Origin of the sequence: Gottfriedia sp. NPDC057948, assembly GCF_042887255.1 — a bacterium.
Taxonomy (GTDB): Bacteria; Bacillota; Bacilli; order Bacillales; family Bacillaceae_G; genus Gottfriedia.
Genome location: NZ_JBHVPN010000003.1, coordinates 113,741 through 130,804, shown reverse-complemented (window position 1 = coordinate 130,804; position 17,064 = coordinate 113,741). Strand labels below are relative to the sequence as shown.

Genomic DNA, 17,064 nt, shown 5'->3' with positions numbered 1-17,064 from the left:
GTGAGTTTGGAAATTAGGTGAAATGCATAATGCGTTCTAATAAACATAACCAAAATAATCGAAGTTCATTAATCGAAATTAGTGGGAATTTGGATCAGAATGTAGAAAATGTAAAAAAATCACTAATAAATACAAGTGATTTAACAATCAGACATTTAATGTTTCATCATAAAAAGATTGTAGTTGTCTATATTAGTACAATTGTAGGTAGAGAAGCTCTTGAAGTCCAAATTATTCAACAAATTATTAATAATCCCAAGGATACGATTCCGAATACAGTAGCAATTAATGATGTTAAAAGTTCAGATTCATTTGATGAATGTATTCTCAGTATTGTAAAAGGAAACACGCTCATTTTCACAGAATTTGAAAAAAATGTAGTTATTTTAGAAACTACTTCCTATCAAAATAGATCTATTCAAGAGCCTATTAGTGAGCAAACGATCAGGGGCTCCCATGACGGATTAGTAGAATGTATACTGACAAATATTAATCAAATAAGACGAAGAATTAGTAATCCTAATCTTGTTGTTAAAACTTTATCATTAGGGGTAGAATCTGACACGCGATTAGCAGTTATATATATTGATACGATTGCAAATGAGGAGTTAGTTAAGGAAGTCCATAGGAGACTTTCATATATAAATGTTGATTATATCCATTCACCAGGTAATCTTGAGGAATTCATAGAAGATGACCCTTATTCACCTTTTCCGCAAGTATTAACAACTGAGCGATCTGACCGAATAGCTGGAAACTTAATGGAAGGAAAGGTTGCTATTTTAACAGATGGTAGCCCTTCAGCACTTGTTTTACCAATTACTTTTTTCACTTTTTATCAATCACCAGATGATTACAATAGCCGATGGATGGTCGCTTCATTTGCACGTATTTTAAGATTGGTTAGTTTTTTAATTTCTATATCATTGCCTGCTTTATATATTGCATTAGTTTCTTTTCACTTTGAAATTATTCCAATAGATCTAGTATTTAATGTAAAAAGTTCATTAGAAAACGTTCCATACCCACCGTTAATTGAAGCTCTAGGAATGCAAATAACGTTAGAATTGCTTAGAGAATCTGCAATTAGACTACCTAATCCAATTGCACAAACAATAGGTGTTGTAGGAGGTTTAGTTATTGGAACTGCTGTTGTACAGGCAAATTTAGTTTCAAATACGATGATTGTCGTCATTTCACTTACTGCAATTGCATCATTTGTTGTACCGGACAATGAAATGGGAACCTCTGTCCGATTGCTTGGATTTCCACTAATGTTTGCAGCATCGTTAATTGGATTAATAGGAATTGTTTTTGGACTCAGTTTTATCCTAATCCATCTATGTAAACTTGAATCGTTTGGGTCACCATATTTTGCGCCATTTGCTCCATTTAGAAAATCAGACCTAAAAGATACAGTTGTTCGTGCGCCATCATGGAAAATGAAAAAACGACCATTTGCACCTTTACCAAAGAATTTTAAACGAGAAAATAATTCTAGAGGATGGAAAAATGATGAAAAATGAAAAGATGCTTTCAATAACGCAATTCACATTCGTCATCATTCAAGCTCAAATTGGTGTGGGATTACTTTCACTACCATATGTAGTCCATAAACATGCAGATCACGACGGTTGGATTTCAACATTAATTGCTGGGGTTGGGATATTTGTACTATTACTAATAATGTGGTTACTTGGTAGTAGATTTCCAAAAGAAACGATCTATGAATATGTATCGAAAATAGTCGGTAAATATATTGGGACTGTAATTTCGTATCTTTATATCTTATTTTTCTTTATTGTGGCGATTTATGTCGTGATCATCACCATTTCTGTACTTAAAAAATGGATTCTTACATTTACTCCACCTTTTGTATTAATCCTATTTATAGTTGGCACAGGGGTTTATTTAGCAAAAGAAAATATGAAAGTAATCGCACGATTTTTTACTTTCGTTTGTATTTTAATTTTATTTTTGATTTTCTTTGAATTTTGTTCTTACAATAATGTAAATTATCGATATTTATTTCCAGTCGGACAAGCGGGGGTTAAAAACATTCTTCTTGGAGCTCACGATGCGCTAATCTCCATGATGGGATTTGAATTCATTTTAGTATTATTTCCGTATGTAAAAGGAAAGCCAAATAAAATATTAAAAGCTGGAACGATCGCAATTAGTTTTGTTAGCCTTTTATATACATTTTTTTTAATTACAAGTTATATGAGTTTTAGCAAAGCAGAAATTGAAATCGTACCTGAGCCAATCTTATATTTATTAAAATCATTATCTTATGAAGTAATTGAAAGACTAGATCTTGTCTTTCTTTCTATTTGGGTTGTACCAATCTTAACTTCATTTGTGACCTACTTATATTTAACTAGTTTCGGAATCAGCAAACTCTTAAAGTTTAAAAGCCATAGTAAAACAACTATTTTTATAGGAATTGTCATCGTGATTATCTGTACTTTTTTACCAAATAGTGAAGAATTTGTAATGAAATTTGGGACAATACTTTCTTTTACAAGTTATGTTTTTATCTTTGTATTACCTTTAATTTTATTAATTATTTCGCTTATTAGAAAAAAGAAAGAACTCGGTAAGCCATATGAAATATAAAATAGTATTGATCTCTTTAATTTGTATTTTGCCTTTAACTAGTTGTTGGGATCAAAGATTACTAAAAGAGTCTAGGTTAGTTTATAGTGCGGGATATGATTTAACAAAGGATAATAATTTACAAGTAACTGCAGTCATTAAAACAAATAGTCAAGGTGGAAGTGATCCTTCACAAGTTAAAACAACAAATGTCATTATTACTGTTACTGGAAAAACAATAAGTGATGCAAGAATAAAAATTACTCGAAAAATAGCGGGAGATTATGCTACTAATAAAACAAGGGTTTTATTACTTGGTGATGAATTGTCTAAACAGGATATTTATCCTATATTCGATGTTATATATAGAGACCCAAGAAGTTCATTAGGGGCAAAAGTTATTATTACTAAGGGCCGAGCGGTAGATGTTTTAAAATTAAGCAAAGTAGAGGAAACCCTTGTAAGTGAAGAAATTTTAGATCTAATAACTAACGCAGAAAGCCATACGATGATTCCTATTGGAAATGTCCAAACGATTTGTACAATTATGTTCGACCCAGGTGAAGATATTTTTTTACCGCTAATTGAAAAAGATGATGATAAATTGATTGATATTTCTGGGGTAGCATTATTTAACGATCACAAATATACAGGGTATAATCTTTTAGGTGATGAACCTACTATGTTACTTTTATTTAAAGATCAAATGAAGAAGTACGCAAGATTTAATGTAGAAGTTAGACCGAAAGCAAAAGATATTAGGGAACGGTATATAACGATTCAAGTGAAAAAAAATAAGCCAAAAATGGAAATTAAAGTTTCAAAAGACAATAAAATAACCGTAAATTTAAATCTAAAACTGGACGTCGATACACTTGAGTACCCACATGATGAATTAGATTCCACAAAAGAAATTGATATGTTAAATAAAAAAATTTCAAAGCAACTAACATTAAAAGCTGAAAAAATAATTAAAACAGTTCAAGAATCAGATTGTGATGCTTTAGGAATTGGCAGACAGTTAATTTCATTTCATCCAGAAGTATGGAAAAAACTGGATTGGAACAAAGACTATGGTAAAATTACAATTAAACCAAAAGTTGAAGTGAAAATTGTTGGAACAGGTATCTTAAAATAATAAAAAACCATCCATTGAGGATGGTTTTTTGTTTATTTAGATTACAAAGTAATAAACACAGAAGAAATGACAAAGTGTTCCAAGCATAATGAAAATATGAAAAATTTCATGGAATCCCCAATTTTTAAAAGATAAAAATTTAGGTTTAATTCCGTAAATCACGCCACCAACCGTGTAGAAAATTCCACCTAAGATTAACGCGAACATTCCTTTCATACTAATCGCATCAGATAAAGGTGCCGAAGCAAGTATAATGACCCATCCTAAAGCGATATAAAGGGCTGTTGATAACCATCTTGGACAACTAAACCAAATCAACTTGAACAAAACGCCAGAAAATGCAATGAAAGATACAATCGAAAAAATGATCCAACCCAATGTTCCTTTTAGACTAATGATACAAAATGGAGTATATGTACCTGCAATTAAGACAAAGATCATTGAGTGATCCATCCGTCTTAAGAAAGCGATTATTTTATCGCTAGCTTTTGCCATATGATAGGTCGTTGAAGCTGAATAGAGAAGAATCATACTTACACCGAATGCAATAACCGCAGATGTTTGTAACACACTTCCACCAGAAAAAGTTGACTTTAAAACCATCGCTAGTAACCCAAATAATGATAATACAGCACCGACTAAATGTGTCATGGAATTAATAGGTTCACGCATAAAGTTCCCCATGTATATCTCCTCCAACTATGTTATGTAGTTTTGATAACTACATATAAAGTTATCATTAACGACGTTATATAGTCAAGTGTTTAAAGAACAATTTATTTATGTTAAAATTAAACTGTAAATTACATAAAAAGAGGACGTAAAATGAAAAAGATTAATGAATTAATAGAAGAAATAGATTTAGATAAAAAAATATTATTAGATGATATTCCTAATCTTGACCTTTATATGGATCAAGTAATCCAACTATTTGATAATAAATTTGCGAAACCGAATTCTAATGAAAAAGTAATGACAAAAACAATGATTAATAATTACGCTAAAGCAAAATTGCTTTTCCCAATAAAAAATAAGAAATATACAAAGAATCATATAATTTTAATCAGTTTAATTTACCATTTAAAGGGTGCACTTTCGATTAATGATATAAAAGAAACTTTAAACGGTTTAAATCAAAGAATCCTTGAAAACAATGAAATAAATATTGATGAAATTTATTCGAGTTTTTTACATTTAAATGAACTAAACCTCGAAAAGTTTAAAACTGAACTTCAACAATCTAGTGAAAATGTAAACAAAGAAATTGAACTGATTGATGATGAAAGTAAAGAATATATCGAACAATTGCTCTTAATTACTTCTTTCGTTAATATGAGTAATCTATATAAAAATGCAGCTGAAAAATTAGTATTGGATATGATTGAGAAGCAGAAATAGAATACATTATTGGAGCTTTGTGGATGGGTAAGGGGCTGTTTGATTTGTTAAGTGAAATGCTGTGAATTTGCCCCCTCCTATTTAGTAAAATGTACGAGGCATTAGGGGTATTATTGACGGAATTGATCTCTTCCTTGCAGATAATTAGCTGATATATATCAATTTTTTATTCATTCTAGAAAGGTTAGAGTATATTTACTACCTTTCAATTGAAATTACACTCTAGTGCACAAACTTTAGGTTATAATACCCTAACTGGTATGGGTAATTTTTTATTTTATTTGCGATTCTTTTGAATTTAATTGCAGTTTAGGTAATTTTATTTGCTATTTTCAAATTTTAATTGCAGTACACTTTTATTTGCACAGATAGACTCCCTTTTTGCAGTTCACCAGGACATAATTGCAGATATCCAGCACTTATTTGCAGTTCTCAAAGCCTTTTTACTGAGTTCTCCAAGACTTTATTTGCAGTTTATTCTAAAATCTTTTTCAAATTCTTGCTCTTTCATTCTCATATCCGTCCATTTTTCTTAATTAAGTCTATAATAAAATTTAAATAAGAACTTGAAGAGTAAAGGGTGATTTAAATTGCAATCAACTGAAAAATTATATTGGACTTTAATCGAACATAAAGACTGGAAGATTCATATCGCTGCAACTACAAAAGGACTATGTTTCGTAGGCTCACAATGTGGAAGCATTCAAGAGTTACTTTTATTTAAGGATAAATACTTTCCTAGATTTGAAATGATAGAAGATGAGTCAATAGTAGAAGCTTATAAAAAAGAGATAATTGAATTTTTAGAGGGCGAGCGGACTAATTTTAATAGTAGACTTGATTTACGTGGAACAGCTTTTCAAAATTTAGTTTGGAGTGCGCTTTGCTCAATCGGTTATGGAGAAACTAATACTTATTCCGACATTGCTAGCTACCTAAATAAGCCAAAAGCTGTTCGAGCAGTCGGGAGAGCAATTGGTGCAAATCCAATATTAATCATAATTCCTTGTCATCGCGTAATTGGGAAGGATGGATCATTAACTGGCTATCGTGGTGGATTAGACATGAAGAAAAGTCTTTTAAAAATTGAAACTAGAAACTAGAAATGGAAAAATTAATTAGGAAGTGTTTGGATGAAAAGTGAAATATTTTATAAAAATCCAAAAACCATTCTAAATAAAGGTACAGGTTTTCTCTCAGGATATACTCACTCTTTAAATCCTTATACTGGTTGCTCATTTGCATGTTCATATTGCTATGTAAGACAAATGCTTGTTTCACTTTTCCGGAAAAAAGAATGGGGTAGTTGGGTTGATATTAAACAGTGCGCCCCTATTATTCTAGAGAAAGAATTGAAAAAGGCAAAAAGCAAAGATAAAAAAACGATAGAAAATTATGGTATTTTTATAGTAGAACGTTTTTTGTGAATGGAGAGATAAAAGATGGCAGAAGTAAATATAATGAAAAGTAGTTCGGATATTTTGAAAACGTTTCAAACAGTAAGTCAATTACGTCCACAATTAAGAGAAGAAGAATTTGTAAACACGATTAACAGATTAATCAACACAAATAATTATCATCTTGTAGCCGTAATCGAAAACGATGAAGTAACAGCCGTTGCTGGTTATCGTGTAACAGAATCATTAGCATGGGGGAAATATTTTTATGTTGATGACTTAATTGCAAGTGAAAATCATCGTAAAATGGGCTATGCACAACTTTTGTGGAACTGGTTAATACATGAAGCAAAACAAAATAATTGCGAACAATTCCATTTAGATTCAGGGGTACAACGCTACGATGCTCATAGGTTTTATCTTAAAAATAAATTAAATATTACTTGTCATCATTTTCAATTGAATTTTTAATTGACTCAACTGCTTAAAAATTAGTTAGTAGATCAATACTCAATCCGTTGAGGCTGTGAAAACAGTCTCTTTTTTGATAGTTAATTTAAAAAACTTTCCAATTATGGTTACGGACAAAATCTTTTATGATTTAATTGAATTGATTTTAGAAAATAAATTAAAGGAATGATATACTATTTTCAAATAGATACAGGAGGCTTTTAGTAAATGAAAGAAAAGAATTCAAAACGGCTAGCCAATATTTCACTTATAGTGGCTACTTGTGGTTTCGCTGCAACAATGCCGTTTCAAACTAAATTATTTCAAATCCTTTCTGGTGGATTTGAGGCAGCTTTAGTAGGTGGTCTTGCGGATTGGTTTGCAGTTACTGCAATGTTTCGTCATCCTCTTGGTGTACCGATCCCACATACAGCCTTATTGCCTAAAAATAGAAAGAAGATTACAGAGGGGATTTTAAGCACACTTAATAATCAATGGCTAAGTAAAGAAAGTTTAATTGAAAAGGTAGAAGAACGTGATTGGATTAATCAAGGTATAAATGCATTTGAAAAGATGCTTGAAAATGATGAATCAAGAAATAAAATGGTTCATTCAATCAAGCAGTTTGGTGCATCTACCCAGGATGATACAATCAAAGCATTTTTATTAAATACATTTAAACCGACAATTGATTCCATATCTTCTCAGAACTTATTAAGTAAAGCTGTCGATACTGTTATTGAAAAAGAATGGGATGCAAAGACATATGAATTTTTAATTAATAAAATCGAAGAAACTGTTAGCCAACCACATATTAAGGAATTAATCGGCAAAGAAGTTATACAGTTTATCGAGCGAAAGTTTTTTATGATAAAAGCTTTTCTCCCAATGATTGGAGAAGAGAAAATAACAGAATTTATACATAGCGGATTAATGGATTTACTAACGGAATTAAAACACCCTAATAGTGACAGAAGGAATTTCATTTTATCGTTTATTCGATTGGAAGCAGAAAAAAATAAATCGAATGAAAACATTATTCGCCAATTAGAAGAATGGAAAAATAAAGGCTATGAATATATAGTAGATCAAGCTATTAAACTGTTTAGAACAAAAATTAATGACGAAGCATTTATTTTAAATGCGATTAAAAAAATAATCAGCTTCATTAAAAATTCGAATTGGATTGATATTGTTGAGCAAAGTTTTAAGAAACTATTAACCAATACAATTGAAAAATATCATCACAAAATTAGTGATTTAGTAAGATACAATATTGAAAAATTATCTACCGAAGAAATAACTGATTTATTGGAAAATAAAATTGGTAAGGATATTACTTGGATTCGTGTAAATGGAGCGGTTTGTGGATTTATTATTGGTCTAGTATTGACAAGCCTAAGATTGATTTTCACATAATATATCATTCTAAAGCCTTAATTAACGTCAAAAGTTAATTAAGGTTTTTTTAATGAAATTAAAAAAATCCAATAAATAGAAACATAAGCATTTTATTGGAAAGAAAAATTTTTTTCATGTATTATAGGTTTGGGTAAAAAATATTTTCCGAATGAATAATTGGAATGAATTATTTGAACTAACATTAGCTCTAAATAAAAATAAAAGATCGTTTGAAAATATATTTTTTATTATCAACTAGTTAAATGTTCGACTAAGAGGAGGTTTAGTTAATGGATTCTATGTCATTTGTATTGTTCGGAGCCACAGGCGATTTAGCAAAACGAAAAATTTTTCCTGCTTTATATAATTTATATATAGATCAAAAGATGCCAGAGTCTTTTTCAATCATAGGAATTGGTAGAAAAGATTTTTCAAATGACGAATTTCAGAATCAAGTAATGCAATCACTAATTACTTTTTCAAGACGTTCTTTAAAAGATCAAAAAATGGTCCAAGAATTTCTAGATTCAATTCGTTACCAACAGCTAGATATCACGAACAAAGATGGATTCGTTGATTTATTAGATTTAGTCAAAGAAAGAGAACTGGAATTACAGATACCTGAAAACAGATTATTTTATTTATCTGTAGCACCAGAATTTTTTGAAGTTATTGCATCAAATATTAAGGAAAGTGGACTTGGTACGACAAAAGGTTGGAAGCGTCTAATTATTGAAAAACCTTTTGGACGTGACTTGAAAACTGCTAGAGATTTAAATGAAAAATTAAGTAAGTCATTTAATGAAGATGAGATCTTCCGAATTGATCATTACTTAGGCAAACCTATGGTTCAAAACTTAGAAGCTTTAGAGTTTGCTAATCCAGTTTTACAAGCGTTATGGAACAATCAATATATCGCAAATGTTCAAATTACGGCAAGTGAAACAGTCGGAGTTGAAGAACGTGCGGGTTATTATGATAAATCTGGTGCAATTAGAGATATGTTCCAAAATCATATGTTACAAATGTTAATGATGTCTGCTATGCATTTAACGAAACAAAATACTGCAAGCGATGTGAGAGCTGAGAAGAAAAAGGTTCTTGAATCTCTTCGACCTCTATCAAAAGAAGAAGTAGTTTCTCATGTAGTTCGAGGTCAATATGGTTCTGGTGAACAAAATGGTAAAAAAGTAGTTGCATATAGACAAGAACCAGGAATTGAGTTTTCATCACAAAATGATACTTATGTAGCAGCTAGAGTATTAATCGAAAACGATTTTTGGAAGGGAATCCCATTCTATATCCGTACAGGTAAAAGAATGAAAGAAAAATCAACTCGAATCGTTTTTGAATTCAAAAGTCCGATTCAAAACCTTAGAACTGACAATGGAACAAATTTATTGGTTATTGAAATTAATCCTAATGAAAGAGTTTCTTTCTATTTAAATAGTAAAAACGTAGAGGGTAATATTGAACCTGTACAAGCTGAGTATTTTGCGAATAAGGAAGATCGTCCAGAAGCGTATGAGTTATTAGTTTACGATGCGTTACGAGGCGATTCGAAATTTTTTGCTCATTGGAATGAAGTAGAATTATCATGGCAATGGGTTCAACCAATTTTAGAAGCATTTGAAGAAAATTTAGTACCACTTCATACTTATAAATCCGGTTCATTTGGTCCAGAAGCTGCTGATGATTTATTAGCAGAAGATGGTTTCAAATGGTGGTTAGATACAGATTTTGTACAAGATAATGAAAACAACAAAACAGATCTAAAAAGGAGTATTTAAATTATGAGTTCGATTTCTACATTATCAATTAATACAATTCGTACACTTTCAATTGATGCGATAAACCAAGCTAATTCAGGTCATCCTGGTTTACCAATGGGTGCAGCGCCAATGGCATATGCATTATGGGCAGAGCATTTAAAGCATAATCCAAAAAGTTCAAAATGGTTTGACCGTGACCGTTTTGTTTTATCAGCTGGTCATGGTTCAAGTATGTTATATAGTTTACTACATCTTGCAGGTTATGATGTTTCAATCGAAGACCTTAAAGATTTCCGTAAACTAAATAGTAAAACACCTGGTCATCCAGAATTTGGACACACTGATGGTGTTGAAGCTACGACTGGCCCATTAGGTCAAGGTATCGCTACTGCTGTTGGTATGGCAATGGCTGAAGCTCATTTAGCAGGTAAATTTAACCAAGATAAACTTTCTATTATCGATCACTTTACTTATGCATTAGTTGGTGATGGTGATTTAATGGAAGGTGTTGCATACGAAGCTATGTCACTTGCTGGCCATATGAAACTTGGGAAGTTAGTTGTACTATACGATTCAAACGATATTTCATTAGATGGTACATTAAATCTTTCTTATTCAGAAGATATGAAAAAGAGAGCTGAATCATTTAACTGGCAATATTTAAGAGTAGAAGATGGAAACGATCATGTAGAAATTTCTAAAGCGATCGAACAAGCTAAACAAAACACAGACCAACCGACAATTATTGAAGTTCGAACAATTATTGGATACGGAAGTCCAAAAGTGGCTGGTACAAATAAAGCCCATGGTAATCCATTAGGTCTTGAAGAAGCAAAAGAAACGAAAAAAGCATATGCTTGGAACTACGAAGAAGATTTCTTTGTACCAGAAGAAGTTAAATGTCATTTCAAAGAAATACAAGAAAAAGGCAGTGAAAAAGAAGCTGAGTGGAATCAATTATTTAATGCATACCGTGAAGCTTTCCCAGAATTAGCTGCACAGCTTGAAAAAGCAATTAAAGGTGAAGTTTTAATCGAAACAGAAGATTTATTAACTTTTGACGTGAATAAAACAATCTCTACACGAGTTGCAAGTGGAGAAGCAATTAATCACTACATTAAAACAGTTCCTGAAATTTTCGGTGGAAGCGCAGATTTATCTCATTCAACAATGACAGATATTAAAGATGAAAGTAAATTTGCTGTAGAATCATTTGCTGGACGCAATATTTATTTTGGTGTACGTGAGCATGCGATGGGTGCAGCTGCAAATGGTATGGCATTACATGGTGGAGTTAAACCTTTTGTAAGTACATTCTTCGTATTTAATGATTATTTACGTCCATCAATTCGTTTAGCAGCATTACAAAAATTACCAGTAACATATGTATTCACTCATGACTCAATTGCAGTTGGTGAAGACGGCCCTACACATGAGCCAGTTGAACATTTAGCTGCTTTACGTGCTATACCTGGTTTAACAGTTATTCGTCCATCAGACGCAAATGAAACAGCTAATGCTTGGGCATATGCGTTGCAAAATACAAATGGACCAATCGCTTTAGTATTAAGTCGTCAAAATTTACCTGTTTATGAAGAAACAGCGTCTAGATTAGATAATCTTTCAAAAGGTGGATATGTTTTAACAGAAACGAACGATCAACCAGACTTAATTTTAATCGCTACAGGTTCAGAAGTATCACTTGCAGTGAATAGTAAAAATGAATTAGAAAAAGAAGACTTATCAGTTCGTGTTGTAGCAATGCCAAGTTGGGAGCTATTCGATCAGCAATTAGATGAATACAAAGAGTCTGTGTTACCATCACATGTATTAAACCGTGTTTCAATTGAAATGGGGATTTCACTTGGATGGGAACGCTATGTTGGTTTTAAAGGTAAAAAAATCTCAATTGAGACTTTTGGAGCATCTGGAACAGGTAATGAAGTAATGGAATTATTTGGTTTTAGTACTAAGAATGTAGTAAACGTAAGTAAAACTTTATTAAATTCTTGATCAAATAATATTTTATTTATTTTTTTATCATAAAAATTTTTACTTAGAGAAAAACATTAATATTACTGTAGATAATATGGGAGGATAACGTAATGAAAGTTGGTTTAATTGGATTAGGAAAAATGGGTCTAAACTTAGGTCAAAATTTAATGGATCATAATCATGAAGTAGTAGCATTTGATTTAAATACTGCTGCAGTAGAAGAAATGAAAGGCTATGGTGCTGTTGGTACTTCAAGCTTAGAAGAGTTAGTTAAAAATCTTGATACTCCAAGAGTTCTATGGATCATGGTACCACATGGTGTTGTTGATTCAGTTATTAATGATGTTAAACCATTCTTATCAGAAGGGGATATTATCATTGAAGCAGGAAACTCACATTATAAAGAGTCAATTAGACGTTATGATGAATTAAAAGAACATGGTATACGATTTATGGATGCTGGTACTTCTGGCGGTATGGAAGGCGCTCGTAACGGTGCTTGTTATATGGTTGGTGGAGACCAAGAAGCTTGGGAAATCGTAGAACCAATCTTTAAAGATACTTCAGTAGAAAATGGTTTCCTATATGCTGGTAAAATTGGTAGTGGACATTTCCTAAAAATGGTTCATAATGGTATCGAATACGGTATGATGGCTGCAATCGGTGAAGGATTTGAAGTATTAGAAAAAAGTGACTTTGATTATGATTATGAAAAAGTTGCGAAAGTATGGAATAATGGTTCTGTAATTCGTTCTTGGTTAATGGAATTAACTGAAAATGCATTCTCAAAAGATGCTAAGCTTGATGAAATTAGAGGCGTAATGCATTCATCTGGTGAAGGAAAATGGACAATTGAAACAGCTTTAGACCTTCAAGCTGCTACACCAGTTATTGCAATGTCATTATTAATGCGCTACCGTTCATTAGATAACGATACGTTCACTGGTAAAGTTGTTGCGGCTCTTCGTAATGAATTTGGTGGACATGCAGTTGAAAAGAAATAAATAAAGTATAAAATAGGAAATATCCCTAAAAATTGGAGGAATTTAAAAATGAAATTTTTTATTGACACAGCTAATGTAGAAGACATCCAAAAAGCTTATAAAATGGGCGTATTATCTGGAGTAACGACAAATCCATCTTTAGTAGCAAAAGAAGGCGTTAAATTCGAAGACCGTATCGAAGAAATTTTAAAATTAGTTCCTGAAGTAGAATCTGTTTCTGCTGAAGTAACGCCAAATGCTGTATCTGCTGAAGAAATGATCGCTGAAGCTGACGAGCTTATTAAAATAAACGGCGGAGATAAAAATATTACAATTAAATTACCAATGACACTTGCTGGTTTAGAAGCTTGCCGCTACTTAACGAAAAAAGGTGTTAAAACAAACGTAACATTAATCTTTACTGTTAACCAAGCATTATTAGCAGCTAGAGCAGGTGCTACTTATGTATCTCCATTCTTAGGTCGTTTAGACGATATTTCTGAAGATGGTGTATTATTAGTTGCTAAAATTGCTGAATTATTCCGAGTTCATAATATGGGCGCTCAAATCATTGCAGCGTCAGTTCGTCACCCAGACCATGTTACTCGTGTAGCATTAGCTGGAGCTCATATCGCAACAATTCCTTACAGTGTTATTGAGCAATTATCTAAACACCCATTAACAGATCAAGGTATTGAAAAATTTGCTGCTGACTGGGCAAAAACTTCATTATAATTCGTAACAAACTTTAAATCTAATAAGTATAAAGCCCCCATCTTCATTGTAACTCATTTGTAGCTATGAAATGGGGGTATTTACATAAAAACAAGGAATAGAGGAGGAAATAGTAATGAATTCGAATCAGAAATTTGTTGGTTATGTAGGTACATATACAAAAAGTGAAAGTAAAGGTATTTATCAATTTACACTTGATACAGAAAAAGAAAGAATAACTGAAGTTAAAGCGGTTGCTGAACTAGGAAATCCAACTTATTTAACAATTAGTGAAGACAATAAGAATCTATATGCTGTTGCAAAAGAAGGAAACTTAGGTGGAATTGCTGTTTATTCAATTGATGAAAACAGTGGTGAGCTTAAAAAATTAAATGAACAGCTTAATGAAGGCGCTTCACCTTGTCATATTAGCGTTGACTCAGCTAAGCAAAATATTGTTACAGCAAATTATCATAAAGGTACAATTGAATTATATAAAATCAATCAAGAAAATGGTTTTGCTAGTGAGGTTAAATCGATTATGCAACATGAGGGAACAGGTCCAAATAAAGAGCGCCAAGAAAAACCTCATGCCCATTATTCTGGTTATACATTAAATGAAAAATATGTAGTCGCAATTGATTTAGGAACCGATCAATTAATTACATATAAAATCGAAAACAATTCTTTAATTGAAGTAAGCAGTCTATCTGTTAAACCTGGAAGTGGGCCACGTCATATCACATTCCATCCGAATGGAAAGTTCGCTTATATTATGACGGAGCTTAGTTCAGAAGTAATTGCGCTACAATTAAATGAAGATGGAAGCTTTACAGATTTACAATATATTTCTACAATCCCTAGCGATTTTACTGAAAACAATCAAGGAAGTGCCATCCATATTTCAAAAGACGGTCAATTCGTATATGCAGGAAATCGTGGTCATAATAGTATCGCAGTATTTAGTGTGAATCAAGATACTGGTAAGCTTGATTTAGTGGAAATTACCTCAAGTGAGGGTAATTGGCCAAGAGATTTCGTTTTAGATCCATCTGAGAATTACTTAGTTGGTTCAAATGAAATGTCAGGGACTCTAGTATTATATGCAAGAAATAAAACGACTGGAAAATTAACAGTGCTTCAATCAGGCGTACAAGTACCTGAAGCAGTGTGTGTGAAATTTTTAAACGTTTAATCTAAATTAGGAGACTTTTAGTATGAATTTTAAAATAACTGATGCAGCTAAAGAAATACTTGGCGCAGTAGATCAAAATAAAATACTTCAATTAGAATTTGACCGTGGAAGCTGTGATGTCGTTAATAACATTTATGAGATAAAAGTTATTAATAAAAGAGAATGTGGTCCTAATGAAAAAATGATCATTGGAGACCAGTTTGAATTTATGGTAAATAAAAATTTTGAAGATGTCTACGAAGACCAACTAGTCATTGATTATGTTGATGGATCATTTGTTTTCAAAAATCGAAATCAAATTTTTAATAATCGAATCGGATTAACTTATATTAAATAGGTTTTAAATAAGAATTTTGGTTTTTTGAATGATTACAAGAGAAGAATTTTTTGGAGATGCGATTCTTTGAGGGATAGCGTCTCTTTTTTATGAGTTAAAGAGAGGGGTACTTGTGAATAAAAAATCAATTATGTTGGTGTAATGGTTGGGAGAGTCGAACCCATTCCTTCCAATTTAAAATAGTTGGTATACCGTTTAACTACCATTAAATCTATTAATCAACTCAAAATTTAAACGTTGAATTGTTTCGTATGAGGTGGAACAGAAGTTGATGCCAAACAATAAAAAATTGTGGATAGTGGAGGAACAACACTAGTAGATATGTAGATATGATTATTAGCTCTAAAGTGAGCTTTTTTAATGAAGTAGTAGGATACGAGATTAATTGGAATGTTTGTGATATGATTTAAAATAAAAACATACACTCTAGTGATGTATATTTTTAACACTATAGGGGATGGAGATATGAAATTTGAGATGCAAAAAGCGAATATGTTAGCTGAAGATATAAATGATTTTGTCAAATTAGTACATAATAGTTATGAAAATAGTAAATACACAACTACTAATAATAAAGACAAAATATATCAAATAAAACTATTAATTGAAGAATTTAGATTCCAAGTATTAGCAGATGAATTATTCAGAATTAATCGGTTCGCATGGGACGGAAAATATACATATTTATTGATCGAGAACTTTATAAAAGGGATTAGCATTATTGATGAATACGTGGAAAATAATTATAATGAACTTTATATTTTCACAGCAAAACTTTACACCTTAAAAAATGCAATCATTTCATTTAATAATAAGTAAAGTAATGCTACAAAAATTTTTCAATACAAATTAAAAATGCTATTTCCTCTAAAGATGGTAATAGCATTTTAGATTGAAGTTTGTTAAAGCTTTTTAAACCTAATTGGGCTCACCATTAAGAAAGCAAGAATTAAAGTAATCCATGCATTACTATAAAAAAACATTCCCATACCAGCTAAAGGTAAACCAGCGGCAGGGATAGGTAAACCCTTAAAAAAACCTATGGTAGGATTAGCACTAAATTTTGCTAATCTTAATGCCCCCATCGTAGGAAAAAGGATAAATGCAAGTGAGGTTAAGATTGATGGTGCTGAAATGGAATGAAATAAGAGCGCTGGGGCAACGCCGAAACTAACAATATCTGCTAAAGAATCTAGCTCTACACCAAATTCACTATTCACTTTTAGTTTCCTTGCAACTCTACCGTCAAGAAGATCAAAAATAGCAGCGATGAAAATAAAAATTGAGGATAACATGATTAAACCACTCATATTAAGTGTAATCGATAAAACACCACAAATTAAATTTCCGATTGTAAGTAAATTGGGTATAGATTTTACGACCTGACTAAACAAAGTATCCCCCCTGAACATTAAAAACCTTTCAATAGTATTTTCTAACTATTTACACTTTATTCCTCACGAGAAGCTTTGACAATCTTGTTAGAAAAGTGAGCTCAAAAAAAGGACGTAATAATTCGCCCTTTAGAAAAGTTCAAATCAGTTTATTCCTATCTCCATTGAAAGGCAGATTTCCTCAATCGGTAAAGGACGATTAAAATAATATGATTGACCGAAATACTACATTCAATTTTTTTACTGAAAACGTTTAAAATATTGATCATGTAAATATAATAAAAAAGGTGAA

Annotated in this window: 16 protein-coding genes and 1 pseudogene; 15 read left to right on the top strand and 2 right to left on the bottom strand. The window is 31.6% G+C overall.

The features are described 5' to 3' along the window. Positions 1–29: 29 nt before the first annotated feature. From ACFVRR_RS07150 to ACFVRR_RS07140, 3 genes are read left to right on the top strand one after another with little or no spacing between them, the layout of a single operon-like run. Positions 30–1,526 (top strand): spore germination protein, encoded by a 1,497-nt coding sequence (locus ACFVRR_RS07150; RefSeq protein ID WP_387326352.1) that lies wholly within the window; start codon positions 30–32, stop codon positions 1,524–1,526. Then, positions 1,513–2,619, top strand: a complete 1,107-nt coding sequence (locus tag ACFVRR_RS07145) for a GerAB/ArcD/ProY family transporter (protein WP_387326349.1) — start codon at positions 1,513–1,515, stop codon at positions 2,617–2,619. The genes ACFVRR_RS07150 and ACFVRR_RS07145 overlap by 14 nt, the downstream gene beginning before the upstream one ends. Next, the gene (locus tag ACFVRR_RS07140) at positions 2,609–3,736 is read left to right on the top strand and encodes a Ger(x)C family spore germination protein (protein ID WP_387326346.1); all 1,128 of its coding nucleotides are present in this window, start codon (positions 2,609–2,611) and stop codon (positions 3,734–3,736) included. Before ACFVRR_RS07145 ends, ACFVRR_RS07140 begins: the two co-directional genes overlap by 11 nt. Before the next feature lie 36 nt (positions 3,737–3,772). On the opposite strand, the gene trhA is transcribed toward ACFVRR_RS07140, so the two are convergent. Further along, positions 3,773–4,420 (bottom strand): PAQR family membrane homeostasis protein TrhA, encoded by a 648-nt coding sequence (trhA, locus tag ACFVRR_RS07135; RefSeq protein WP_387326343.1) that lies wholly within the window; start codon positions 4,418–4,420, stop codon positions 3,773–3,775. A 141-nt stretch (positions 4,421–4,561) separates the two neighbouring features. On the opposite strand from trhA, the gene ACFVRR_RS07130 reads away from it, so the two are divergent. The 12 genes and pseudogenes from ACFVRR_RS07130 to ACFVRR_RS07075 all read left to right on the top strand — a co-directional run bounded on the left by ACFVRR_RS07130 (position 4,562) and on the right by ACFVRR_RS07075 (position 16,197). Continuing rightward, on the top strand, positions 4,562–5,134 hold the full coding sequence (locus ACFVRR_RS07130; protein WP_387326340.1) for a DUF1836 domain-containing protein: 573 nt from the start codon (positions 4,562–4,564) through the stop codon (positions 5,132–5,134). Positions 5,135–5,724: 590 nt separating this feature from the next. Then, on the top strand, positions 5,725–6,237 hold the full coding sequence (locus ACFVRR_RS07125; protein WP_387326337.1) for a methylated-DNA--[protein]-cysteine S-methyltransferase: 513 nt from the start codon (positions 5,725–5,727) through the stop codon (positions 6,235–6,237). Between the two features lie 30 nt (positions 6,238–6,267). Beyond that, a pseudogene (locus ACFVRR_RS07120) lies at positions 6,268–6,522 on the top strand (radical SAM protein); the annotation flags it as partial. Positions 6,523–6,576: 54 nt separating this feature from the next. Beyond that, on the top strand, positions 6,577–7,002 hold the full coding sequence (locus ACFVRR_RS07115) for a GNAT family N-acetyltransferase (RefSeq protein ID WP_387326334.1): 426 nt from the start codon (positions 6,577–6,579) through the stop codon (positions 7,000–7,002). A 207-nt stretch (positions 7,003–7,209) separates the two neighbouring features. After that, the gene (locus tag ACFVRR_RS07110; protein WP_387326330.1) at positions 7,210–8,400 is read left to right on the top strand and encodes a DUF445 domain-containing protein; all 1,191 of its coding nucleotides are present in this window, start codon (positions 7,210–7,212) and stop codon (positions 8,398–8,400) included. Positions 8,401–8,672: 272 nt separating this feature from the next. Continuing rightward, entirely contained in the window at positions 8,673–10,172 is a 1,500-nt protein-coding gene (gene zwf / locus ACFVRR_RS07105) for a glucose-6-phosphate dehydrogenase (RefSeq protein ID WP_387326327.1), read from the top strand. Next, complete coding sequence (gene tkt / locus ACFVRR_RS07100; RefSeq protein ID WP_387326919.1) at positions 10,173–12,167, top strand: transketolase; 1,995 nt, start codon at positions 10,173–10,175, stop codon at positions 12,165–12,167. 92 nt (positions 12,168–12,259) lie between these two features. Continuing rightward, positions 12,260–13,153, top strand: a complete 894-nt coding sequence (gene gnd, locus ACFVRR_RS07095; protein ID WP_387326324.1) for a phosphogluconate dehydrogenase (NAD(+)-dependent, decarboxylating) — start codon at positions 12,260–12,262, stop codon at positions 13,151–13,153. A gap of 48 nt (positions 13,154–13,201) precedes the next feature. Next, positions 13,202–13,867, top strand: coding sequence for a fructose-6-phosphate aldolase (gene fsa, locus ACFVRR_RS07090; RefSeq protein ID WP_387326321.1), 666 nt, complete (start codon positions 13,202–13,204; stop codon positions 13,865–13,867). 115 nt (positions 13,868–13,982) lie between these two features. After that, the gene (locus ACFVRR_RS07085) at positions 13,983–15,041 is read left to right on the top strand and encodes a lactonase family protein (protein WP_387326318.1); all 1,059 of its coding nucleotides are present in this window, start codon (positions 13,983–13,985) and stop codon (positions 15,039–15,041) included. A gap of 22 nt (positions 15,042–15,063) precedes the next feature. After that, positions 15,064–15,378, top strand: a complete 315-nt coding sequence (locus ACFVRR_RS07080) for an iron-sulfur cluster biosynthesis family protein (protein WP_387326315.1) — start codon at positions 15,064–15,066, stop codon at positions 15,376–15,378. A gap of 465 nt (positions 15,379–15,843) precedes the next feature. Beyond that, positions 15,844–16,197, top strand: coding sequence for a hypothetical protein (locus ACFVRR_RS07075; protein WP_387326312.1), 354 nt, complete (start codon positions 15,844–15,846; stop codon positions 16,195–16,197). A gap of 83 nt (positions 16,198–16,280) precedes the next feature. Here the strand turns inward: ACFVRR_RS07075 and pssA are convergent, their stop codons facing one another. Beyond that, a complete protein-coding gene (gene pssA, locus ACFVRR_RS07070; protein ID WP_387326309.1) occupies positions 16,281–16,772 on the bottom strand; it encodes a CDP-diacylglycerol--serine O-phosphatidyltransferase in 492 nt (163 codons plus the stop codon). Positions 16,773–17,064 lie beyond the last annotated feature (292 nt).

What these genes read in the sequence shown, in the direction of transcription:
- ACFVRR_RS07150 (WP_387326352.1), top strand. Translation starts at nt 30, where the DNA reads ATGCGTTCTAATAAACATAACCAAAATAATCGAAGTTCATTAATCGAA.
- ACFVRR_RS07145 (WP_387326349.1), top strand. Translation starts at nt 1,513, where the DNA reads ATGATGAAAAATGAAAAGATGCTTTCAATAACGCAATTCACATTCGTC.
- ACFVRR_RS07140 (WP_387326346.1), top strand. Translation starts at nt 2,609, where the DNA reads ATGAAATATAAAATAGTATTGATCTCTTTAATTTGTATTTTGCCTTTA.
- trhA (WP_387326343.1), bottom strand. Translation starts at nt 4,420, where the DNA reads ATGGGGAACTTTATGCGTGAACCTATTAATTCCATGACACATTTAGTC.
- ACFVRR_RS07130 (WP_387326340.1), top strand. Translation starts at nt 4,562, where the DNA reads ATGAAAAAGATTAATGAATTAATAGAAGAAATAGATTTAGATAAAAAA.
- ACFVRR_RS07115 (WP_387326334.1), top strand. Translation starts at nt 6,577, where the DNA reads ATGGCAGAAGTAAATATAATGAAAAGTAGTTCGGATATTTTGAAAACG.
- ACFVRR_RS07110 (WP_387326330.1), top strand. Translation starts at nt 7,210, where the DNA reads ATGAAAGAAAAGAATTCAAAACGGCTAGCCAATATTTCACTTATAGTG.
- zwf (WP_387326327.1), top strand. Translation starts at nt 8,673, where the DNA reads ATGGATTCTATGTCATTTGTATTGTTCGGAGCCACAGGCGATTTAGCA.
- gnd (WP_387326324.1), top strand. Translation starts at nt 12,260, where the DNA reads ATGAAAGTTGGTTTAATTGGATTAGGAAAAATGGGTCTAAACTTAGGT.
- fsa (WP_387326321.1), top strand. Translation starts at nt 13,202, where the DNA reads ATGAAATTTTTTATTGACACAGCTAATGTAGAAGACATCCAAAAAGCT.
- ACFVRR_RS07085 (WP_387326318.1), top strand. Translation starts at nt 13,983, where the DNA reads ATGAATTCGAATCAGAAATTTGTTGGTTATGTAGGTACATATACAAAA.
- ACFVRR_RS07080 (WP_387326315.1), top strand. Translation starts at nt 15,064, where the DNA reads ATGAATTTTAAAATAACTGATGCAGCTAAAGAAATACTTGGCGCAGTA.
- ACFVRR_RS07075 (WP_387326312.1), top strand. Translation starts at nt 15,844, where the DNA reads ATGAAATTTGAGATGCAAAAAGCGAATATGTTAGCTGAAGATATAAAT.